General features: G+C 68.1%; 20 protein-coding genes. 8 read left to right on the top strand and 12 right to left on the bottom strand.

All coding sequences use genetic code 11. The annotated features are described in order from the left end of the window. The first annotated feature begins 156 nt into the window (after window positions 1-156). From BU124_RS07530 to BU124_RS07520, 3 genes are all read left to right on the top strand, one after another. Window positions 157-2,688 (top strand): PBP1A family penicillin-binding protein, encoded by a 2,532-nt coding sequence (locus BU124_RS07530; RefSeq protein WP_084862352.1) that lies wholly within the window; start codon window positions 157-159, stop codon window positions 2,686-2,688. Window positions 2,689-2,761: 73 nt separating this feature from the next. Then, window positions 2,762-3,886 carry a peptide chain release factor 2 gene (prfB, locus tag BU124_RS07525; RefSeq protein WP_084862269.1) on the top strand — a complete coding sequence of 375 codons (1,125 nt, stop codon included), beginning with the start codon at window positions 2,762-2,764 and terminating at the stop codon, window positions 3,884-3,886. Between the two features lie 59 nt (window positions 3,887-3,945). Continuing rightward, window positions 3,946-4,719, top strand: a complete 774-nt coding sequence (locus tag BU124_RS07520; protein ID WP_084862267.1) for a DUF2189 domain-containing protein — start codon at window positions 3,946-3,948, stop codon at window positions 4,717-4,719. Window positions 4,720-4,749: 30 nt separating this feature from the next. Here the strand turns inward: BU124_RS07520 and BU124_RS07515 are convergent, their stop codons facing one another. Genes BU124_RS07515 through tkt form a run of 3 tightly spaced genes read right to left on the bottom strand, consistent with a single transcriptional unit; the run spans window position 4,750 to window position 7,871 of the window. Continuing rightward, entirely contained in the window at window positions 4,750-5,514 is a 765-nt protein-coding gene (locus BU124_RS07515; RefSeq protein WP_143529914.1) for a hypothetical protein, read from the bottom strand. Further along, complete coding sequence (locus tag BU124_RS07510; RefSeq protein ID WP_084862263.1) at window positions 5,444-5,848, bottom strand: hypothetical protein; 405 nt, start codon at window positions 5,846-5,848, stop codon at window positions 5,444-5,446. Before BU124_RS07510 ends, BU124_RS07515 begins: the two co-directional genes overlap by 71 nt. A gap of 4 nt (window positions 5,849-5,852) precedes the next feature. Further along, window positions 5,853-7,871 (bottom strand): transketolase, encoded by a 2,019-nt coding sequence (tkt, locus tag BU124_RS07505; RefSeq protein WP_084862261.1) that lies wholly within the window; start codon window positions 7,869-7,871, stop codon window positions 5,853-5,855. Window positions 7,872-8,158: 287 nt separating this feature from the next. Between tkt and BU124_RS07500 the strand changes: the two genes are divergently transcribed. Both BU124_RS07500 and BU124_RS07495 read left to right on the top strand, forming a co-directional pair. After that, entirely contained in the window at window positions 8,159-8,737 is a 579-nt protein-coding gene (locus BU124_RS07500; protein WP_084862259.1) for a hypothetical protein, read from the top strand. Window position 8,738: 1 nt separating this feature from the next. After that, window positions 8,739-9,134 carry a cell division protein ZapA gene (locus tag BU124_RS07495; protein WP_084862257.1) on the top strand — a complete coding sequence of 132 codons (396 nt, stop codon included), beginning with the start codon at window positions 8,739-8,741 and terminating at the stop codon, window positions 9,132-9,134. 12 nt (window positions 9,135-9,146) lie between these two features. On the opposite strand, the gene BU124_RS07490 is transcribed toward BU124_RS07495, so the two are convergent. From BU124_RS07490 to BU124_RS07450, 9 genes are all read right to left on the bottom strand, one after another. Further along, the gene (locus tag BU124_RS07490; RefSeq protein ID WP_084862254.1) at window positions 9,147-9,869 is read right to left on the bottom strand and encodes an amino acid ABC transporter ATP-binding protein; all 723 of its coding nucleotides are present in this window, start codon (window positions 9,867-9,869) and stop codon (window positions 9,147-9,149) included. After that, window positions 9,869-10,729 carry an amino acid ABC transporter permease gene (locus BU124_RS07485; protein ID WP_245831637.1) on the bottom strand — a complete coding sequence of 287 codons (861 nt, stop codon included), beginning with the start codon at window positions 10,727-10,729 and terminating at the stop codon, window positions 9,869-9,871. Before BU124_RS07485 ends, BU124_RS07490 begins: the two co-directional genes overlap by 1 nt. A 4-nt stretch (window positions 10,730-10,733) precedes the next feature. After that, the gene (locus BU124_RS07480) at window positions 10,734-11,558 is read right to left on the bottom strand and encodes an ABC transporter substrate-binding protein (RefSeq protein WP_084862250.1); all 825 of its coding nucleotides are present in this window, start codon (window positions 11,556-11,558) and stop codon (window positions 10,734-10,736) included. 132 nt (window positions 11,559-11,690) lie between these two features. Next, window positions 11,691-12,053: a Grx4 family monothiol glutaredoxin gene (gene grxD, locus BU124_RS07475; RefSeq protein ID WP_084862248.1), complete on the bottom strand. Its 363-nt coding sequence runs from the start codon at window positions 12,051-12,053 to the stop codon at window positions 11,691-11,693. Between the two features lie 45 nt (window positions 12,054-12,098). Continuing rightward, entirely contained in the window at window positions 12,099-12,377 is a 279-nt protein-coding gene (locus BU124_RS07470) for a hypothetical protein (RefSeq protein WP_084862246.1), read from the bottom strand. 16 nt (window positions 12,378-12,393) lie between these two features. After that, entirely contained in the window at window positions 12,394-12,630 is a 237-nt protein-coding gene (locus BU124_RS07465) for a BolA family protein (protein WP_084862244.1), read from the bottom strand. Next, window positions 12,597-13,220 (bottom strand): hypothetical protein, encoded by a 624-nt coding sequence (locus tag BU124_RS07460; protein WP_084862242.1) that lies wholly within the window; start codon window positions 13,218-13,220, stop codon window positions 12,597-12,599. The genes BU124_RS07465 and BU124_RS07460 overlap by 34 nt, the downstream gene beginning before the upstream one ends. A gap of 3 nt (window positions 13,221-13,223) precedes the next feature. Then, a complete protein-coding gene (gene purL / locus BU124_RS07455) occupies window positions 13,224-15,383 on the bottom strand; it encodes a phosphoribosylformylglycinamidine synthase subunit PurL (protein WP_084862240.1) in 2,160 nt (719 codons plus the stop codon). A gap of 325 nt (window positions 15,384-15,708) precedes the next feature. Further along, a complete protein-coding gene (locus BU124_RS07450; protein WP_084862351.1) occupies window positions 15,709-16,611 on the bottom strand; it encodes a LysR family transcriptional regulator in 903 nt (300 codons plus the stop codon). 156 nt (window positions 16,612-16,767) lie between these two features. Between BU124_RS07450 and BU124_RS07445 the strand changes: the two genes are divergently transcribed. The 3 genes from BU124_RS07445 to BU124_RS07435 all read left to right on the top strand — a co-directional run bounded on the left by BU124_RS07445 (window position 16,768) and on the right by BU124_RS07435 (window position 22,011). Next, window positions 16,768-20,187, top strand: coding sequence for an indolepyruvate ferredoxin oxidoreductase family protein (locus tag BU124_RS07445; RefSeq protein WP_084862238.1), 3,420 nt, complete (start codon window positions 16,768-16,770; stop codon window positions 20,185-20,187). A gap of 98 nt (window positions 20,188-20,285) precedes the next feature. Next, window positions 20,286-21,218 (top strand): lysophospholipid acyltransferase family protein, encoded by a 933-nt coding sequence (locus BU124_RS07440; protein WP_084862236.1) that lies wholly within the window; start codon window positions 20,286-20,288, stop codon window positions 21,216-21,218. Continuing rightward, window positions 21,199-22,011 carry a glutamate racemase gene (locus BU124_RS07435; protein WP_084862234.1) on the top strand — a complete coding sequence of 271 codons (813 nt, stop codon included), beginning with the start codon at window positions 21,199-21,201 and terminating at the stop codon, window positions 22,009-22,011. Before BU124_RS07440 ends, BU124_RS07435 begins: the two co-directional genes overlap by 20 nt. Window positions 22,012-22,045: the final 34 nt, after the last annotated feature.

The following is a 22,045-nucleotide window of genomic DNA, read 5'->3' as shown; positions in this document are numbered from 1 at the left end:
GCCGACGGTGAGCTGGGCGGGATTGCCGCGCGGGCCTTCGCGGCGGGCGATCACGAAACCGGCAAACCCTGGCCGAGACGGTGCATTGGGCTTTTGACCCCGGACCCGGGCCCCCATATAACCAAGGTCTGACACACGGGGGCCGCGCGCCGCATGATCCTGCGATTCATCCTGTCCTTCTTCGGCGGCATCTTTTCGCTGCTCACCCTCGGCGCGGGCATGGCGGCGCTGTCGCTGGGCGCGATCTTCTACATCTACGGCCAGGACCTACCCACGCACGAGGCCCTGGCCAGCTACCAGCCCAAGACCGCCAGCCGGATCTATTCCGCCGAAGGCCGGATCATCGACGAGTTTGCCACCGAAAAGCGGCTTTACACCCCGATCGAGGAGATTCCCGACGTGGTCAAGCACGCTTTCGTCAGCGCCGAAGACAAGAATTTCTACACCCACGACGGCTACAGCGTCACCGCGATCCTTTCGGCGGTGCGCGACATGGTCGTCACCCGCGGCGAGACGGTGCGTGGTGGGTCGACCATTACCCAGCAGGTCGCCAAGAACCTGCTGCTTGACGGCTCGCGCACCATCGAGCGCAAGGTCAAGGAGATCATACTCGCCCCCCGCCTCGAAGAAACGCTGGGCAAGGACGGGGTGCTGGAGATCTACCTCAACGAGATCTTCCTGGGCCAGAATTCCTTTGGCGTGACGGCGGCCGCGCGGACCTATTTCAACAAGCCGCTGTCCGAGCTGTCGGCGGGCGAGGCGGCCTACATGGCCTCGGTCACGCGGCGGCCCTCGGACATGCACCCGGTGCGCGACCGCGATATCGCCGTCTTTCGCCGCAACAACACCTTGCGCGAGATGTTCGAGAACGGCTATATCGACCGCGCCGCGTTCAAGGCCGCGCGTGATGCGCCACTGCTGAGCGTGCAGAACGGCGATTACCCCTCCTATGCCGAGGACGCGCCCGAGCGGGATTACTTCACCGACGAGATTCGCCGCCAGCTGGACCGCGACATGGTCGGCGAGAATTTCAGTTCCGCCGGCCTCGCGGTGCGCGCCACCATCGAGCCCGAGATGCAGTCCGCCGCGCGCGTTTCCCTGCGCAAGGCGCTGTTGGATTTCGACCGCGGGCGCGGCACCTGGCGCGGCACCGGCGTCTCGGTGCCGGACGCGGCACTGTCGGACGAAGCCGGCTGGCGCGCGGCACTTGCCGAGGCCGAGGTGGCCCGCGGGATCAGCTACGAGGGCGCGTGGCGCCCGGCGGTGGTGCTGGAGGTGCAGGACCAGCAGCTTGTGATCGGCATCGAGGACGTCGCACTGGACGACCCGCGCGGCAACACCGTGCCGCGCAGCGACACCGCCTGGTTCAGCGGCGATCTCTACGAGAACTTCGACCGGGGCGACGTGATCCACGTTGCCGCCGTGGAACAGGACGGCGCTTTCGAGCGCTGGTCGCTGCGCCAGGTGCCCGAGGTTCAGGGCGGGTTCATGGCCATGGACGTGAACACCGGCCGCGTGCTGGCGATGCAGGGCGGCTTCGCCTTCGCGCATTCCGAACTGAACCGCGCCACCCAGGCCAACCGCCAGCCCGGCTCGGCCTTCAAGCCCTTCGTCTATGCCGCCGCACTGGATTCGGGCTGGACCCCGGCGACCATCGTGGTCGACGCCCCCGTCGAGGTGCGGTCGGGCGGCGAGATCTGGCGGCCCACCAACGCCAGCAACAAATTCTATGGCCCCACGCCGCTGCGCACTGGTATCGAACGGTCGCGCAACATCATGACCGTGCGCCTCGCGCAGGAAATCGGCATGGAGGTCATCGCCGACTATGCCGAGGATTTCGGCGTCTATGACCAAATGAGCCCCTACCTGGCTGCGGCCCTCGGCGCCGAGGAGACGACACTGTTCAAGCTGGTCTCGGCCTATGCGATGTTCGCCAACGGCGGCGAACGGGTGCAACCCACCCTGATCGACCGGGTGCAGGACCGTTTCGGCGAGACGATTTATTCCCACGCCCGCGCCGAGGGCAACAAGCGCGTCTGCGTCAACTGCGACGACGCCACGCTGCCCGAGGGCCGCGCGCCGCGCGTGGTCAACGACCGCGACCGGGTCATGAACGCCGTGACCGCCTATCAGCTGACCTCGATGATGCGCGGCGTGGTGGAACGCGGCACCGCCAGCGGCGCGGTCAACCTGCCGGTGCCGGTGGCCGGCAAGACCGGCACCACCAACGACGCCAAGGACGTCTGGTTCGTGGGCTTCTCCAGCAACATCGTGGCGGGCTGCTACATCGGCTATGACACCCCGCGCAGCCTGGGCCGCGGGGCCTCGGGCGGGGCGCTCTGCGCGCCGGTCTTCCAGCGGTTCATGCAACAGGCGGTCGACCGCTACGGCGGCGGCCCCTTCGAGGTGCCCGAGACATGCCAGTTCATCAGCATCGACCGTTTCACCGGGGCGCGGCTGCCCGACGAGGCCCGCGGGCCGAACGTGGTGCGCGAGTGCTTCCGCGCGGGCGAGGAACCGGTCTTCGGCCTGACCTACGACGGCGGCTATGCCATGGCCGGCGACCTGCCGCTGGTCGACGAGGTGCGCGAGGCCCGCGGCGTGCAGGTGGAAACCAATTCCGGCGGCACGGCCACGGTCAACGACAACGCCTCCTTCGGCACGCTCAGTTCCGGCGGCCTCTACTGACCGGACCGGGCCTGTTGCCGCGCCCACCCCGCTGGGCTATCACCCCCGAAATCACCAGACAGGACGCCCCTAAATGCGCGCCGAGACGCAGAACATCGTTGCCGAAATCGAAAAGAGCCTCGACCTGCTGGCCCAGCGGATGGACCGCGAGACGGCCCGGCACCGCCTTGAGGAGTTCAACGCCCGCGTAGAGGACCCGACGCTCTGGGATGACCCCGAGGCGGCGCAGAAGCTCATGCGCGACCGCCAGGCGCTGATCGACCAGATCGAGACTTTCGACGGCATCCGCCAGGAACTCAGCGACCAGCAGGAGCTGATCGAGATGGGCGAGTTGGAAGACGACCAGGACGTCGTCGCCGAGGCCGAGGCGGCGCTCAAGGCGCTGCGTGACCGGGCCGGGCAGAAGGAACTGGAAGCCCTGCTGGACGGCGAGGCCGACGGCAACGACACCTTCCTGGAAATCAACGCCGGCGCCGGCGGCACCGAGGCCTGCGACTGGGCGCAGATGCTGCAGCGCATGTATGTCCGCTGGGCCGAGAAATCGGGCTACAAGGTCGAGTTGCAGTCCGAGGAACCCGGCGGCGAGGCCGGCATCAAGTCGGCGGCCTACAAGATTTCGGGGCGCAACGCCTATGGCTGGCTGAAATCGGAAAGCGGCGTGCACCGGCTGGTGCGCATCTCGCCCTTCGGCAAGGGCACGCGCGAGACGTCCTTTGCCAGCGTCTGGGTGTACCCGGTGGTCGACGACAATATCGAGATCGAGGTCAACCCCGCCGACATCCGCATCGACACCTTCCGGTCCTCGGGGGCGGGCGGCCAGCACGTCAACACGACCGACTCGGCGGTGCGGATCACCCACCACCCCACCGGCATCGTCGTGACCAGCTCGGAAAAGTCGCAGCACCAGAACCGCGACATCGCCATGAAGGCGCTGAAATCGCGGCTCTACCAGCAGGAACTGGACCGCCGCACGGCCGACATCAATGCCGAACACGAGAACAAGGGCAGCGCCGGCTGGGGCAACCAGATCCGGTCCTACGTGCTGCAGCCCTACCAGATGGTCAAGGACCTGCGCACCGGGGTCGAGACCTCGGACACGCAGGGCGTGCTGGACGGCGCGCTCGACCCGTTCATGGCCGCCACCCTGGCGCTGGACGTCTCGGGCAAGTCCCGCGCCGAGGCCGCCGCCGAGGACTGACACCGCGGGCTTGACGCGCGATGATCCGCCGCGGACCATGGCCGCGAGGAAGGATCATCATGACCGATACGCCCGAGGCCCCTGCCGCCGCGCCCCGCCCCGAGATCGCGACGCTTACTTTCGCCGACATCCGCGCGGCGCTGGTGCTGGGCTGGCGCGATTTCCGTGCCGCGCCGCAGTTCGGGCTGTTCTTCTCGGCGGTCTACGTTCTGGGCGGGTTTCTCATGGTGCTGCTCTCGGCGGGGCACGTGACCTGGGTGCTAGCCACCTCGCTGGGGTTTCCGCTGGCCGCGCCCTTTGCCGCCGTGGGGCTTTACGAGGTCAGCCGGCGGCTGGAACAGGGCCGGGCGCTGGACTGGTACCGGGTGCTGGGCGTGGTCTGGGACGAACGCAAGCGCCAGGTGCCCTGGATGGGGGCGATCATCGTCTTCTATTTCCTGTTCTGGACGTTCTTTGCGCATATGCTTTTCGCGCTCATCATGGGCGTGTCGGAGATGCGCAGCACCTCGCTGCAGGCCTTCCTGACGCCCGAGGGGCTGACCCTGATCGCGGTGGAACTGGCGGTGGGCGCGGTGGCGGCCTTCGTGCTTTTCGCGCTGACGGTGGTCAGCCTGCCGCTGGTGCTCGACAAGGAGGTGGACTTCATGACCGCCATGCTGCTGAGCTTCGAGACCGTCACGCGCAACCTCGCCGTGATGCTGGCCTGGGCGGCGGTGATCGCGGCGATCAGCCTGGCCGGGCTGCTTCCGGCCTTCCTTGGGCTGATGGTGGCGCTTCCCTTGCTGGGGCACGCGACCTGGCACATGTACCGCCGGGCGCTGATCCATCCCTGAGTGTGCGCGTGTTGCCGCGGCGGGGCGGTATCACCCGGCGTTGCCCTGCACCCGGGGCAGCAGGTGCGACCAGTCGGCGGCCAGGTCGGGATCGGGGCGCGCGCCGTCGGGGGTGGTGCTGCGGTCTTTCTTCCAACTGGTGCTGGTCTGGAAACAGTGCCAGAACATCGGTGCGCGCTGTTGCGACAGCTGGTGCAGTGGCCCGCCAAGTCGGTGCACGGTCCAGTTGAAGCGGCCGGAAACGGACTGCGGCATGACGCACCATTTCGGCATGCAGGGATTCTGGCCGGGCACGATCAGAGTGTGCGCGGTCTGTGGGGCCGGGTTCCCGCCGGCTGCATAGCACCAGCGCCCGCGAAAGGCGACCTGCCCGCTGCGGCTGCGCGCCGCCATGTCATACACCGAAACCGGGCCGGGGCGCATGATCTCGTCGATGTCCAGCGACAGCACGCCGCGGGCGCGGGGGGCGTGGTGCAGGCGGACAAGGTTGAGCATCGCCGTCTGAAAGAACCGTGGCGGCACTTCCAGCTTTTTCGTCCCACCCGGCGGGCCATAGGGCACCGGGGCCGACAGTACCAGGTGATCGCGCAGTCCAGGAATAGCAGATAACATGGTGCTGACCGTCTCCGCGTCATAGCGATCAGACCCGTTGTCGATCACGATCACCGCATCCGTGCCCTCGCCGGTCACATGAGCCTCGGCCCAGGTCGCGATCCAGTCCGGGTCATTGTTGCGCGACACCGCGATCAGAAGGTTGCGCCCGGCAAAGCGCGCGCGGGCATCCGGGGCGGGCACCACCGGTGCTGACCAGTCGCTGTGGCGTACGAAAAACAGGATCATCGGGCAGGGGCGTCGAGAGCCATTCATAACGCAGAAACCGCCGCCGCCGCAGGCGCAGCGGGACGCCGCCGGCTTCAAGCCCCTGTCGCAGCACCGGCCAGAGGTTCAGCAGGCGCGGGCAGATCAGGTTCAGCCGGCCGTCGGCCACCCAGGCCTCGTAGATAAGCGTGCGCTGGTCATAGGCCGTGCGGTAGCTTTCTGTCTGGCGCGCGTGCGGGCGGGTGTAGTGCCGGACAGGCCCGCCCTCGGGCAGGCGGACCAGCGACAGGTGGCGGACATGCTGCGACACGGCGCTACAGCAGGTCCCGGACCTTTTGCGCCACGGCCTCGGCGGTGATGCCGAATTCCTCGAAGAGCGTGCCCGCCGGGGCCGAGGCGCCGAAACCGTCCATCCCGACGAAGCCGGCCTTGGCCTCGCGGCCGCGTTCGCCCAGCAGCCATTGGTCCCAGCCCTGGCGCACGCCGGCCTCGACCGCCACGCGGACCGGCCCGCCGGGCAGGACGCGCTTGCGGTATTTCTCGTCCTGGGCGGCGAAAAGCTCCATCGACGGCATCGAGACGACGCGGGTGCCGATCCCCTCGGCCTCGAGCAACGCGCGCGCGGCCAGCGCGACCGACACTTCCGAGCCGCTGGCCAGCAGGATCGCCTGGCGCTTGGCGGCCTCGGCATCCTTCAGGACATAGCCGCCCTGCGCGGTCAGGTTGCGGGTCTTGTGCTCGGTCCGCACCGTGGGAAGGCCCTGCCGCGACAGCGCCATGGCGCAGGGGCGGTCGGTGGTGGTCAGGGCGATTTCCCAGGCCTCTGCCACCTCGATGGTGTCGGCGGGACGCATAACCGTCAGGTTCGGTGTGGCGCGCATCAGTGCCAGGTGCTCGACCGGCTGGTGGGTCGGGCCGTCCTCGCCCAGGCCGATGGAATCGTGGCTGACCACGTAGGTCACCGGCACCCCCATGAGCGAGGACAGCCGCATCGCCCCGCGCATGTAATCGACGAAACACATGAAGGTGCCGCCGTAGGGCCGCACCCCGCCGTGCAGCGCCATGCCGTTCATGATTGCGGCCATGCCGTGTTCGCGAATGCCATAGTGGATGTAGCGCCCGCCGCGGTTGTCGGGATCGAAAACGCCCAGGCTTTCGGTCTTGGTGTTGTTCGAGCCGGTCAGGTCGGCCGAGCCGCCGAGGGTCTCGGCCATGATCGGGTTGACCACTTCCAGCACCTTCTGGCTGGAGGCGCGGGTGGCGAGCTTCGGCGCTTCTTCGGCGAACTGCTTTTTCAATGCCTTGATCGTCGCCGGCAGTTTTTTCGGGGCCTGACGGGCAAAGCAGCGGTCGAACTCGTCACGTTTGGCCTTCGACAGCTTCGCGAGCCGGCCCTCCCACTCGGCGCGTGCCGCCGCGCCACGCTGGCCAAGGCCCGCCCACCAGGCCTTGACCTCCTTGTCGACCTCGAAATCGCCCATGGGCGCGCCGTAGGCCTCTTTCGTGGCGCGCAGCTGGTCGGCATCGGTCAGCGCGCCGTGGCCCTTTGCGGTGTCCTGCGCGGCATGGCCCAGCGCGATATGCGTCTGGCAGGAAATCATAGAGGGGCGCGGATCGGCCTTGGCCGCCACGATGGCTGCGTCGATGGCCGCCGGGTCATGGCCGTCGATCTCCTGCACGTGCCAGCCCGAGGCGGCAAAGCGCGCCGATTGATCGGTGGCATCGGCCAGGTCCACCCGGCCGTCGATGGTGATCTGGTTGTTGTCGAAGAACACCACGAGGTGGCCTAGCTGCTGCATGCCGGCAAGACCGATGGCCTCTTGGCTGATGCCCTCCATCAGGCAGCCGTCCCCGGCCATGACATAGGTGTGGTGGTTGATGATCTTCTCGCCCCAGCGGGCGCGCAGCGACTCCTCGGCGATGGCAAATCCCACGGAATTGGCCAGGCCCTGGCCCAGCGGGCCGGTGGTGGTCTCGACCCCCTCGAGGTGGCCGTATTCCGGGTGGCCGGCGGTGCGGCTGCCCCACTGGCGGAAATCCATGATCTGCTGCAGCGTCGCCTGCTCGTAGCCGGTCAGGTAGAGCAGGGCGTAGAGCAGCATCGAGCCATGCCCGTTGGACAGGATGAACCGGTCGCGGTCGGGCCAGTGCGGGGCCTGCGGATCGAACCTCAGGTGCTTGTCGAACAGGACGGTGGCGACATCGGCCATGCCCATGGGCATGCCGGAGTGCCCGGAGTTGGCCGCGGCCACGGCATCGAGGGTCAGGGTGCGGATGGCGGCGGCGCGGGCCCAGTGGTCGGGATTGGCGCGGCGGAGAGCTTGGATATCCACGGGGGGTCGTCCTTTCGATGGCATGGCGTGTCGCTGCGGTCATAGCAGCGCGCCCCCCGAGATCAAGGCGCGGCGGCCCACAAGGTCAAGGGTGCGCCGCAAGTGTCTGAAAAACGGGTGCGCGTGGCATTTGCCGCCCCTCGGCCCATGGCATACTCTCAGGAAAACGCTGCGCGATTCGCCCGGTGTCGGGGCATCTGGTCGGTCGCGCGCACGGTCTAAGGGGCGCGGGGAAAACCGGGTGTGACAGACGCGGCACGGACAACGCCCCAGGAGAGGACAGGCAGATGAGCGAGATCGCGCAATTCGAGACGCGGATATCGGCGGCGCTGGACCGCATACGGGTGGCGGCGGAGGCGGCCAGCGCCGGGGCCGATGCCGGGCCGGACATTGTCCCTGAGCCAGACCCGGAGGGGCAAGCGGGTCGGGATGCGGACCAGCCGGCCACGCCCGAGGCCGATGCCGCGCCGGAGGCGGCCGCCGCGCCGGAGGCGGACGTTGAAGACCTCCGCCGGCAACTGGACGAGGAGCGCACCGCCAACGCCCAGCTCGAAGAGCGGGTCAAGACGCTCAAGCACCGCCAGGACGGCAAGCTCACCGAGCTGGAAAACGCCGTCGCGGCCGGGCGCAAGCGCGCCGCCAAGATGGACCGCCAGTTGCAGCGCCTGCGCCAGGTCAACGCCGAACTGCGCCAGATCAACGACCAGCTGCGTCAGGCGGTCGAGGCCGGGATCAGCGAGCCGCATCTTGTCAACAAGGCAATGATGGCCGAACTGGAGGCCCTGCGCGCCACCCGCGAGGCAGATGCCGCCGAGATTGACGCGATCCTGGGCGAGCTGCGCCCGATCCTGCAACAGGAGGCCTAGGATGCCGCAGGTAGAGATCACGATCGGGGGCCGCACCTTCGAGGTGGCCTGCCAGGACGGCGAAGAGCATTACCTGCAGTCGGCCGCCGCCATGCTCGATACCGAGGCCACGTCGCTGTCGGCCCAGATCGGGCGGATGCCCGAAAGCCGGATGCTGCTGATGGCCGGTCTGCTGCTGGCCGACCGCACCGCGGCGCTCGAGGACAGGGCCCGCGCCGCCGAGACCGAGAGCGCCGACCTCAAGGCGCGGCTCGACGCTCTGGAGGCCGCACCGCCGCCCCAGCCCGAGCGCGTCGAGGTGCCCGTGGTGCCCGAAGAGGTGACCGAGACCATGGCCGAGCTGGCCGCCCGGGCCGAGGCCCTTGCCGAGGAACTGGAAGAGCGACGCAAGCCCTGAGCGCCGGGTGCGCTACAGCACCCGCGACAGGAACGCCCGCGTGCGCGCCTTCTGCGGGGCCTCGAAGATTTGCGACGGCGGCCCCTGTTCGGCGATCCGGCCGGCATCCAGAAAACAGATCTTGTCGGCAAGGTCGGCGGCGAATTTCATCTCGTGGGTTGCCAACACCATGGTCATGCCCTCGCCGCGCAGCTGGCGCAGCACGTCGAGGACCTCGCCCACCAGTTCCGGGTCCAGCGCGCTGGTGATCTCGTCAAACAGCATCAGTTCCGGGCGCATGGCCAGCGCCCGGACGATGGCGACGCGCTGCTGCTGACCGCCCGAAAGCTGATCCGGGTAATGCTGCATCCGGTCGCCCAGTCCGAAGCGCGCGAACAGCTCGGCCACCTCGGGGCGCAGGTCGGCGCGCGTGCGCCCGCGCACGCGGCGCGGGGCCAGCATGACGTTTTCCTCGGCGGTCATGTGCGGGAACAGGTTGTAGGACTGGAACACCATGCCGATGCGCCGGCGCACCGGGTCGGGGTCCAGCCCCGGTTCGGAAATGTCCTGCCCGTCGAGCAGGATCGCCCCGTCGTCGATCGGTTCCAGCAGGTTGAGACAACGCAGCAAGGTCGACTTGCCCGAGCCGGAGGCGCCGATCAGGCAGACCATCTCGCCGCGCGCCACCTCGAGCGAGACGTGATCGAGCACCGTGTTGTCACCGAAGGCCTTGGTGACGGCCTGCATTTCCAGCATCAGGACCTCTCGCGGCGCTGGCGCGCCATCAGGTAGTCGGCATAGCGCGTCGCCGGGATCGTCACCGCCAGGAAGATCAGCGCCGCCCCCACGTAGGGCGTGAAATTGGCCAGCAGTGACTTGAAGACGCCGGCCTGGCGCAGCACCTCCACGGGGCCGATGAACGAAAGCAGCGCCACGTCCTTTTGCAGCGCGATCAGCATGTTCATGTTGGCCGGCACGACCCGGCGGATGGCCTGCGGAAGCACCACGTAGCGCATCGTATCGGCCCGCCCCAGCCCCAGCGAGGCGGCGGCGGCGCGCTGGCTGTCGTGGATGGATTCGATGCCCGAGCGGAAGATCTCGGCGACATAGGCCGAATAGGTCAGCACCAACGCCACCGTGCCCCAGATATAGGGCGAATTCCAGGGCCGCGGCAGGCCCAGCCCCGGGATGCCGAAGCCGATGAGGTAGACCACCAGGATCACCGGGATGCCGCGGAATATGTCGGTATAGAGCATCCCGAAGAGCTTGAGCGGAAACAGCGCCGGACTGCGCGCGTCACGCGCGAGCGCCACCGCCAGCGCGATGACGGTGATCATCGGCACCGACCAGGCGAAGATGGCGAGATCCCAAAGGAAAGCCTGCACCAGGGTCGGAAAGGTCTGCGCGAAGACCTCGCCGTTGAAGAAGCTGCGCTTGACCGCCTCCCAGCCGGGGGCCAGCGGGACCAGCGTGACAATGGCCAGCACCACCAGCGCGGTGCTCGCCGCGGCCACGGCGGTCGAGCGGCGGCGCACCCGCGCCTCGTAGGCCTGGCGCCGGGTCCGGCCCGTGGCGGCGGCGGGCGCTACCGCCTCGGTGTCGGGGTGAACCGTCAAGGCCTCAGTCGATGACCGGCACGCCGGTCGCCCCGGCCAGCCACTCGGACTCGAGCGCGGCCAGCGTCCCGTCCTGTTCCAGCGCGGTGATCGCGGCATCGACGCAGGTTTTCAGCGGGCTTCCCTCGGCGAGGACGAGGCCGAACTGGTCGGGGTTCTCGCTCAGGGCCGGGGGGAACTGGCCGACCAGAACCCCGTCGTCGAGCGTCACCGCTGACAGGTAAAGCGCCGTGGGCAGATCGAACAGGCTGGCGTCGATCTGGTTGGCCTTCATCGCTTCGACCACGTCGGCGCTGTCGTCGTAGAGCAACAGCGGGTCCTCGGGATCAATGAGGTTCTCGATCATGGTCGGCGCGGTGGTGCTGGCCGCGGCCCCCCATTTCAGACCACTCAGGCTTTCGATGCTGTTGGTCGCCCCGGCGTCGGCGGTAGGCTGGCGCGTCAGCACGGCGGCGGCGGCCGAGTAATAGGGCACCGAGAAATCGATGACTTCGTCGCGGGCCTCGGTGATCGAGAATTGCTGCAGGTTGAAGTCGTAATTCTTGGCCCCGGGCTGGATCGCCTGGTCAAAGGACGAGCGCGTCCAGACGACCTGATCGTCGGAATAGCCCATCTCGTTGGCCACGGCATAGGCGACGGCGGCCTCGAAGCCTTCCTTGCTTTCGGGATCGTCGTTCATCACCCACGGGTAATAGGCCGGGTTGCCGGTGGCGATGGTCAGAACGCCGTCCTCGATGGTGTTGCCGGTGGTGCAGGCGTTCTGGGCAGCGGCGCCGGTGGCCGACAGGGCCAGCGCGGCGGCGCCGCTTAGTAGCGTGGTGCGTGTCATTGTCGTTTCCCCCAGTTTGGACTGATCAACAGGAAAAGGCCGCAGGGGGAAAATGTCCAGCCCTCCGGAAAGGTACCAGGGGGATTTCGCGCGCCGGGCGCAGTGGCGGCCCGGCGGCACGGTCGGCGCCGATCAGGCGTTGGCTTCGCGGATCTTGTCGGCGGCCTCCTTGTCGTAGGTCACGCCGTTGGTGTCGAGCAACTGGTCCAGTTCGCCCGACAGCGTCATCTCGGTGATGATGTCGCAGCCGCCGACGAACTCGCCCTTGACGTAAAGCTGCGGGATGGTGGGCCAGTCGGCATAGTCCTTGATGCCCTGGCGGATGTCGTCATCGGCCAGCACGTTGATATCGGTGAACTCCACCCCCATGAAATTAAGGACTCCGGCCACGCGCTGGGAAAACCCGCACTGTGGCATGGACTTCGTGCCCTTCATGTAGAGCACGACATCGTTGGACTTCACGGTCTCGTCGATCTGGGTCTTGGCGTCTGTCATGGTCTGTCGTCCTCTTCTTTCGATGGCAGGGGGCCTGCCGCGCGATCAGGTCTTGGTGCTGTTTTCGTCGGTTTCGTCGTCATCATCGGAGGCTTCGTCCACCTCGGGGTCCTTGAAATTGCTGGGGTCGAACTCCTCGACGTCGAAGCTTTCCGACCCGTCCTCGAGGGGTGCGACGTGCGTGGTCCCGGTTTCCTCGTCATAGACAAGCCCGTAATCGGACGGGCCTTCCGACTTGAAGCGGCGGTATTCATGGATGCCCGCGTAGATGAAGGCCGCCACGAAGGGCAACAGGATCAGGCCGGCGATCAGGCGGGCTTCCATGGCGGCGGTCCTCAGATCAATCCGGGGCGCGGGTCGTCAGCGCCAGGGCGTGCAGGGCGCCGTCGGGGCCATCCATCTTGCCCTTGAGCGCGGCATAGACGGCGCGTTGCTGTTGGACGCGGTTCTTTCCCTTGAAGCTGGCATCGACCACCTGCGCGGCGAAATGGGCACCGTCATCGCCCTCGACCGTGACCTGCGCCTGCGGAAAGGCCTCGCGGATCATGTCTTCGATCTCGCCTGCGGTGATGGGCATGTCTCGCTCCTGTCCGATGTCTTCCGATCAGATGTAGGCCGGTCGGCTGACGCCCGCAAGGGCCGCAGGCAGCCGCCGAGGTCCCGCAGGAAGCGCTCGACCCGGCCGGGCACGGGGCCATCGGCCAGGGCGGCGGCGCGGGCGACGGTCATGTCGTCGGGGCAGAGCGCGTCGCGCAACGACCGGCGCCGGGCCTGTTCCCGCGTGGTCAGTGGAAGCGTGCCGACCGTCACCAGAAGCCCCAGCAGCTCGTGCACCCGCCGCAGGTGGCGGAAGGTGTCGAGCATCGGCGTCAGCATATCGGGATCGTCGCGCCAGCTCGCGCCGGAAAAGAGGGCGACGGTGCGCTGACCGGCCCCGGTGCAGTCGAACCGCACGCAGCCGCCAAAGCCCCGCGCGCCCAGCGTGGCGTGGACCGTGCAGGCATGGCCCGACAGGTTGGGGCAGGGCACGCCGGCGGGCTTGTCGATGGCGAAGGCTGCGCCGCGGTCCATCGCCAGGCCGACGCAGCACAGGGCGGCGCAGGCGCTGCAGTCGGCCTCCAGCGGCGGCAGGTCGCGGGCGTCGGGTGCAGAGCCCGCGTCCGCCATGCCCTAGCCCAGACGGTCGGCAAAGGCGCCGCGGTAGAGCGCCGACAGTTCAGCCAAGGGCGCCTCGCTGGTGCCGATGCGCACGGTGTCGCCCGCAAAGCGCCCGACGGTTTCCAGCGCCACCCCCGCCTGGCCGGCCGCGACCATCAGCGCCTCGGCCTTGTCGAAGCTGCAGGCCACGAGGTAGCGGCCCTGATCCTCGCCGAAAAGCTGCGCGGTGTCGGCCGCGTCGAGGCGCAGCCCGACGCCCGCGGCCTCGGCCAGCTCAAACGCCGCCAACGCGAGCCCGCCGTCGGACAGGTCGGTGCAGGCGACGATCCAGGCGCGGTTGTCGCGGATGAAATCGCCGTGGCGCGCCTCGGCCTCCAGGTCCACCGCCGGGGCGTCGCCGTCGGCGCGGTTGAAGACCTCGGCCAGCAACGCCGACTGGCCCAGGTGGCCCGTGGTCTCGCCCACCACTAGGGCGACGTGCCCCTCGCGCACCGTGCCGGCGATCATGTCGTCGGCGGTGTCGATCAGCCCCACGGCGCCGATCGTCGGCGTGGGCAGGATCGCCTCACCGTCGGTTTCGTTGTAAAGCGACACGTTGCCCGACACGATGGGCATGTCGAGCGCGGCCACCGCGGCGCCGATGCCCTTTATGGCCATGACGAACTGGCCCATGATCTCGGGCTTTTCGGGGTTTCCGAAATTCAGGTTGTCGGTGCTGGCCAACGGTGTCGCGCCCACCGCCGTGAGGTTGCGATAGGCTTCGGCCACCGCCTGCTTGCCGCCCTCGTAGGGGTTGGCGTTCACGTAGCGCGGGGTCACGTCCGCCGTGAAGGCCAGCAGCTTTTCGGTGTCGTGCACCCGGATGACCCCGGCGCCGAGGCCCGGCGTGCGCACGCTGTCGGCCATGACCTGGGTGTCGTATTGCTCGTAGACCCACTGGCGCGAAGAGTAGTTGGGTGATCCGATCAGGGCGCGTAGGCCGTCGATGGGGTCCACGTTGACCACCTCGCCAAGGTCGGGGGCCGGGGCCGGAGCCTCCCACGGGCGGTCATATTCGGGGGCCGAGCCGGACAGCGTGGCCAGCGGCAGGTCGGCCTTGACCGCGTTGCCGTGCATGACCAGGAACCGGTCCTCGGCCAGCGTCTCGCCGACGATGGCGAAGTCGAGGTCCCACTTGTCGAAGACGGCGCGGGCCTCGGCCTCCTTTTCGGGGCGCAGCACCATGAGCATCCGCTCCTGGGACTCGGACAGCATCATCTCGTAGGCGGTCATGCCCCGCTCGCGCTGGGGCACGGCGTCGAGGTCGAGCCTGACGCCCAGTCCGCCCTTGTCGCCCATCTCGACCGCCGAACAGGTCAGCCCGGCCGCGCCCATGTCCTGGATCGAGATCACCGCGCCGGTGGCCATCAGTTCCAGCGTGGCCTCCATTAGGCGCTTTTCGGTGAAGGGGTCACCGACCTGCACGGTGGGGCGCTTGTCCTCGATCGATTCGTCGAATTCGGCGCTGGCCATGGTGGCCCCGCCGACCCCGTCGCGGCCCGTCCGGGCGCCGAGGTAGACCACCGGCATGCCCACGCCCGAGGCGGCGGAATAGAAGATGCTGTCGGTCTCGACCAGCCCGGCGGCAAAGGCATTGACCAGGCAATTGCCATTGTAGGCGGAATGAAACCGGACCTCGCCGCCCACCGTCGGCACGCCGAAACAGTTGCCGTAGCCGCCCACACCCTCGACCACGCCGTGCACCAGCTGCCTGGTCCGGGGATGTTCGGGCGCGCCGAAGCTGAGCGAATTCATCGCCGCGACGGGCCGCGCGCCCATGGTGAAGACATCGCGCAGGATGCCGCCAACGCCGGTCGCCGCGCCCTGATATGGCTCGATGTAGGAGGGGTGGTTGTGGCTCTCCATCTTGAAGACCACCGCCTGCCCGTCACCGATATCGACGACGCCGGCGTTCTCGCCGGGGCCGCAGATCACCTGCGGGCCGTCCGTGGGCAGTGTGCGCAACCACGTCTTGGAGGATTTGTAGGAACAGTGCTCGTTCCACATGGCCGAGAAGATGCCAAGCTCGGTGAAGGTCGGCGCGCGGTCGAGGATCTGCAGGATCCGCTCGTATTCGTCGGGCTTGAGGCCATGGGCCTCGATCAGCTCGGGCGTGATGGCTGGCTCTTGCATGACGTGCGTGATCCCCTCGGTCCTCGTTGCGGGCCGCCTTACGACATGGACGGGGCCGGGGCAATGCGGGCCGGATGCCCGGCGGGGGGTTCCTGCCTGCGTGACGGTGCCGGACGCGGGGGTCGGGCAGAAAAAAGCCGGGCCAGAAGGCCCGGCGAAGTCCAACAGGGAGGTATGAAGATGATGAGCTTTTCAGCATCACCGGCTTCATTGGGTGATTTAGGCAGCACGCCTGACTCGCGCAAGCCCTTTTGCTGAACGGGTGCGACAACGCAGCCATGCACCTATTGCATGACTGAGAGCCAGCGCCGGTTGGGCGCGCGGATCAGGCGATCTCCTCGCGTACCCGGCGGCGGTGCGCGACGATTTCCTCCTGCACGAAATCGCGGAAGGCCATGACCCGTTTCGATTGGCGCAGCTCTTCGGGATAGGCAAGGAAAACAGGGACTTCCCCGCTTTCGACATCGGGCAGAACGCGGCGCAGGCGCGGCGTAAACTCGGCCACGTAGTCGGGCAGAACGCCGATGCCGAGGTCCGATTGCACCGCCTGAAGCACCCCGAAATAGTTGTTCACATGCAGGAGTTTCGGCGTCGCGTAGGTCAGAAGGTGTTGCACGAGGGTCGCACCCGCGGCCACCTGGAAGGCGGCCGGGCTCTGGCAGATGAGCCGGTGCCCGCCGATCTGGTCCAGCCGGTCGATGGGGTCGGCGGCCTCCAGGTAGGCCTCTGTCGCGTAAAGCCGCATGCGCACCGACATCAGCCGCTTGCGGATCAGGTCGGCCTGGCTGGGTTCCTTCATGCGGATGGCGACATCGGCCTCGCGCATGGGCAGGTCGAGCACCCGTTCCTCGAGCATCAGGTCGATGTTGAGGTCGGGATACCGTTTATAAAGAGTGGGCAGGCGCGGGGCCAGCCACAGCGTGCCGAAACCGGTCGTCGTGGTGACCTTCAACTCGCCGAAGACCTCTTCCTCGCTGTCCTTGATGCGCGCCGAGGCGGCCTCGAGGCGGCGGGTCATGGCCCGTGTGGCGTCGAACAGCAATTCACCCTGCTCGGTCAGGATCAGCCCCCGCGCGTGGCGGTGGAACAGGGTGGTGTTGAGCATCTCTTCAAGGGCGCGAATCTGGCGCGAGACCGCCGACTGGCTCAGGTGCAGCATGTCGCCCGCGTGGGTCAGGCTGCCGGCATCGGCCACCGCGTGAAAGATTCGCAACTTGTCCCAGTCCATGACCGATCCCTTGAAATGCACGCCGGCGGATGTCGCCTTGGTCATTACACCCCGGGCCATGCCCATTGCAAAGGACATTGTCGCGCAGTTCGTGCTTTGTAGGTCAGTGGGTTTGACCTAGGCTGGTCACAGCCCGACGGATGCGAGGAGGGGCCAGTGCGCCAGCAGGACATAACCCTTGCCGACCGGTTCGATCTGTCGAAATCGCCGGTGCTGCTCAACGGCACGCAGGCGCTGGTGCGGCTGATGCTGATGCAACGGGCGCGCGACCGGGCGGCGGGGCTGGAGACGGCGGGCTATGTCACCGGCTACCGCGGCTCGCCCTTGGGGGCGGTGGATCTGCAGATGCAGCGCGCCGAGGCGGAACTGGCCGCCGCGCAGGTCCGGTTCCAGCCGGGGCTGAACGAGGACCTGGCCGCGACCGCGCTCTGGGGCAGCCAGCAGGCCGAGCTGCGCGGCGAGGGCCGCCACGACGGCGTCTTCGGGCTGTGGTACGGCAAGGGGCCGGGGGTGGACCGCTCGGGCGACGTGATGCGCCATGCCAACATGGCCGGGACATCACCGCATGGCGGTGTCCTCATGGCCATGGGGGACGATCACACCGGCGAAAGCAGCACCACGCTGCACCAGTCCGACTGGGCCATGGTCGATGCCTACATGCCCATCGTCAGCCCCGCCGGGGTGCAGGAAATCCTCGATTACGGGCTTTACGGCTGGGCGCTGTCCCGTTTTGCCGGGGTCTGGGTCGGCCTCAAGACGATGAAGGACACCGTCGAGGTGACAAGCGTGGTCGACGGCGACCCGTTCCGGCAGTCTTTCGTCACCCCCGAGTTTCCCATGCCCGAGGGAGGCCTGAACATTCGCCTTGCGGACACCCCCGTCGCGCAAGAGGCGCGGATGATCGACCACAAGCGTTTCGCCGCCGAGGCCTTTGCCCGCGCCAACGGCATGGATAGGCGGGTCTGGGGCAAGCCGGGGGCCAAGATCGGGCTGGTTGCCGCTGGCAAGAACTGGCTTGACCTGCAGCACGCGCTGTCGCTGCTGGGCGTCGACGCGGCCGAGGCCGAGCGGCTGGGGATCACCACCTACAAGGTCGGGCAGGTTTGGCCCATGGACATGGCCGGGTTTCACGACTGGGCCGCGTGGCTGGACCTGATCGTCTGCGTCGAGGAGAAGCGCAAGCTGATCGAGGGGCAGATCAAGGATGCCCTCTTCGACGCCTCCCACGGGCGGCGTGTCTACGGCGGGCACAAGGGCAATTCCCATGTCGGCGGCCGGCGCGAGGAGCTGTTCCCGACCCGCTACGCGCTGGACCCGATCCGTGTGGCCGAGACGCTGGGCGCGGTACTGATCGAGGAAGGCCGCCGCACCGATGCCATCGCGGGCGCGCTGGCGAAGCTGGCCGAGGCCCGCCGCGCCGACAACGTCGACGCGATCGCGGCGCGGCTGCCCTATTTCTGTTCCGGCTGCCCGCACAACAGCTCGACCACGGTGCCCGAGGGATCGCGCGCCTACGCCGGGATCGGCTGTCACTACATGGTGCAGTGGATGGACCGCGACACTGTCGGCTTCACCCAGATGGGCGGCGAGGGCGCGAACTGGGTGGGCGAGGCGCCGTTTTCAAACCGACCCCACGTGTTCCAGAACATCGGCGACGGCACCTATAACCATTCGGGCGTGCAGGCGATCCGCTTTGCCCTGATGGCGGGCACCAACATCACCTACAAGATCCTCTACAACGACGCGGTCGCCATGACCGGCGGCCAGAAGAACGACGGCGACCTCGGGCCCGACCAGATCTGCCGCGAGTTGCTGGCCATGGGCGTGCGCCGCGTGGCCGTGGTCCACGACCCCAAGGAAGGCTTGGATATCAAGCGCCTGCCGGCCGGCGTTCACGTGCACGAGCGCGACGAGATGGACGCGGTGCAGCGCGATATCGCGCAGGTGCCTGGCGTCACGGCCCTCGTCTACATCCAGACCTGCGCGGCCGAGAAGCGCCGCCGCCGCAAGCGCGGCCGGTTTGCCGACCCCGATGCCCGCGTCTTCATCAACACCGATGTCTGCGAGGGCTGCGGCGATTGCGGGGTGCAGTCGAACTGCGTCTCGATCGTGCCGGTGGAAACAGAGCTGGGCCGCAAGCGCGCCATCGACCAGTCAAGCTGCAACAAGGATTTTTCCTGCCTCAAGGGGTTCTGCCCCAGCTTCGTGACCGTCGCGGGCGGGCAACTGCGCCGTGACGATGGCGCCGGGCTGGACCTGCCCGAGTTGCCCACGCCGGACCTGCCGCGGATCGCGGGCACGCACAACGTCGTCATCACCGGGATCGGTGGCACCGGCGTGGTGACCATCGGCGCGGTGCTGGCCATGGCCGCGCATGTCGACGGCAAGGCGGCCGGCATGATGGAGATGGCCGGTCTCGCGCAGAAGGGCGGTGCGGTGCATATCCATTGCCGCATCGCCGAGCGGGCCGACGATATCACCGCCATCCGCGTGGCCACCGGCGAATGTGACACGCTGCTGGGCGGTGATCTGGTGGTCAGCGCCGGGGCCGGGACGCTGGGCCTGACGACGCCGGGCCGGACCCGCGCGGTGGTCAATGCGCACGAGGTCATGACCGGCGATTTCGCCCGCGACACGGATTTCACGCTGCCGACCGACCGCTTGCAACACGCGCTGCAGGCGCGCCTGCACGACCGGCTGGCGATGTTCGATGCCAATGTCCTGGCCGGCCACCTTCTGGGCGACGCGATCTATTCCAACATGATGATCTTCGGGGCCTGTTGGCAGATGGGTGGCATTCCGGTCTCCGAGGCGGCGATCAAGCGGGCGATCGCGCTGAACGGCGCGGCGGTGGAGCGCAACACCCGCGCCTTCGACTACGGCCGCTGGGCGGTGCTGCACCCCGACAGGGCGGCGGCGCTGCCGACCGGCGCGGTGGTGGAAACGCCGAAAACGACCGACGAGAGGATCGCCTACCGCGCCGATCACCTGAACGCCTATCAGGATGCCGCCTATGCCCGGCGCTACACCGATTTCGTCGCCCGCTTCGACGGGCCGCTGAAAGAGGCCGTGGCCCGGGGCTATCACAAGCTGCTGGCCTGCAAGGACGAATACGAGGTCGCGCGCCTGCACCTGGATACCCGCCGGAAGGCCGAGGCCGAACTGGGCCGCGACATCAAGCTGACCTATCACCTCGCCCCGCCGGGGCTGAGCAAGACCGGTGCCGACGGGCGGCCGCGGAAACGCGCCTTTGGCGAGGCGCTCATGCGCCGCCTGTTCCCGCTGCTGGCGCGCATGAAACGCCTGCGCGGCACCTGGGCCGATCCCTTCGGACGCACCGCGGAACGGCGCATGGGCCGCGCCCTGATCGCGCAATACGAGGCCGACATGGATGAAGTGCTGCGCCTTATGCGCCCCGACACGCAGGACGCCGCCGTCGCCCTGGCTGAACTGCCGCTGACGATCCGCGGCTTCGGGCCGGTCAAAGAGGCCAACGCCGAGACGGCGGCAAAGCGGCGCGAGGAACTGCTGGCCGTGCTGCGCGCGCCCGACCGGGAGAAACGGGCCGCAGAGTAACACTTTGATGTCAAATCGCGGGTCGGGCTGGAGTGGGGCCGGGTCACGGCCTAGGATCTTGCAACGAAGCGTACCAGACCACCCGGCCGGCCCCCGAGATGAGCGACAAGCAGACAGCCCGCGAGATTTCCTATGCCCATTCCGCCCGCTCGCGCGGGGGACGGGCCATGATCCGCGTGCTGGAGAACGCCACCGGGCGGCTGCGGCTCATCCGCAAGGTGCGCGGCTACGCCGAGGAGGTCGCCGAGGGGCGCGATTTCTGGCAGGTCATGTGCGAGCGCTACCGCATCCGGCTCGAGGTCGTAGGCGGCCGAATCGAGGACATCCCGGCCGAGGGGCCTCTGGTGCTGGTGGCCAACCATCCCTACGGCATCCTCGACGGGCTGATGCTGGGCCGCATCCTGTCGCAACGCCGGGCCGGGGAGTTCCGGGTGCTGGCGCATAAGATATTTCGCAAGTCGCCCGACCTGGAGCGCGTCATTCTGCCCATCGACTTCGACGACACCAAGGAGGCCGCGCGCCGCAACCTCGGCACCCGAAAGGAGGCGCTGCGGTATCTGGACCACGGCGGGGCCATCGGCATTTTTCCAGGCGGCACGGTCAGCACCTCGCTCAAACCCTTCACGCGGCCCATGGACCCGGCCTGGCGGACCTTTACCGCCAAGATGATCGCGCGGTCCGACGCGCAGGTCGTGCCGGTCTATTTCGAGGGCCACAACAGCCGCCTGTTCCAGCTGGCCAGCCACATGCACTACACACTGCGCATGGGGCTGCTGATCCGCGAGTTTCGCGCGCGGGTGGGCAGCACCGTGCGCGTGGTGATCGGCCGGCCCGTGCCGGCGGCGCGGCTCGACCCCTTGCGTTCCGACCCCAAAGCCATGATGGAGGTTCTGCGCAGGGCCACGTATGAGCTTTCGCCGAGTCCGCTGGCGGCCGATGCCATCGGGTTCGAATACGAGGACAGGCACAGGGTCAAGGCGGACAGGGCCGAGGCAGGCGGGACAGGCGACAATGGCGGTGGGCATCTTTGACAGCGGCCTGGGCGGGCTGACGGTTCTCGACGCGGTGCAGGCGCGCCTACCCGAGGTGCCCTTCGTCTACTACGCCGACAGCGCGCACACGCCCTACGGCGTGCGCGACTCGCAGGACATCTACGAGCTGACCACCCGCGGCGTGCAGCGCCTGTTCGACGCCGGCTGCGACCTCGTGATCCTGGCCTGCAACACCGCCAGCGCCGCCGCCCTGCGCCGCATGCAGGAAGGCTGGGTGCCGCGCGACAAGCGGGTGCTGGGTGTCTTCGTGCCGCTGATCGAGGCCCTGACCGAACGCAAGTGGGGCGACAATTCCCCCCCGCGCGAGGTCGCGGTCAAGCATGTGGCGCTCTTCGCCACGCCCGCCACGGTGTCCAGCCGCGCCTTCCAGCGCGAGCTGGCCTTCCGCGCCATCGGGGTGGATGTCGAGGCGCAGGCCTGCGGCGGGGTTGTTGATGCCATCGAGGAGGGTGACATGATCCTGGCCGAGGCGCTGGTCAGTTCCCACGTGGAGGCGCTCAAGCGCAAGATGCCAAACCCCGACGCCGCCATCCTGGGCTGCACCCACTACCCGATCATGCAGGACCAGTTCCAGGCCGCGCTGGGGCCGGATGTTCGGGTGTTCAGCCAGGCCAACCTCGTGGCCGAGAGCCTGGCCGATTACCTGGCGCGTCACCCAGAAATGACCGGCCCCGGCGACACCGCCGGTTTCCTGACCACGGGCGATCCGAGGAAGGTTTCGGCCGGGGCGACGCGGTTCCTGCGCCGGCAGATCACCTTCGACGCGGCGTGATGCCGCCTTGCACGGCAGGTCGCCGTCGCCCACT

It is taken from the genome of Salibaculum halophilum (assembly GCF_002094885.1).
Taxonomy (GTDB): domain Bacteria; phylum Pseudomonadota; class Alphaproteobacteria; order Rhodobacterales; family Rhodobacteraceae; genus Salibaculum; species Salibaculum halophilum.
The sequence above is the reverse complement of the archived record's forward strand: the minus strand, read 5'-3'. Positions and strand labels throughout refer to the sequence as shown.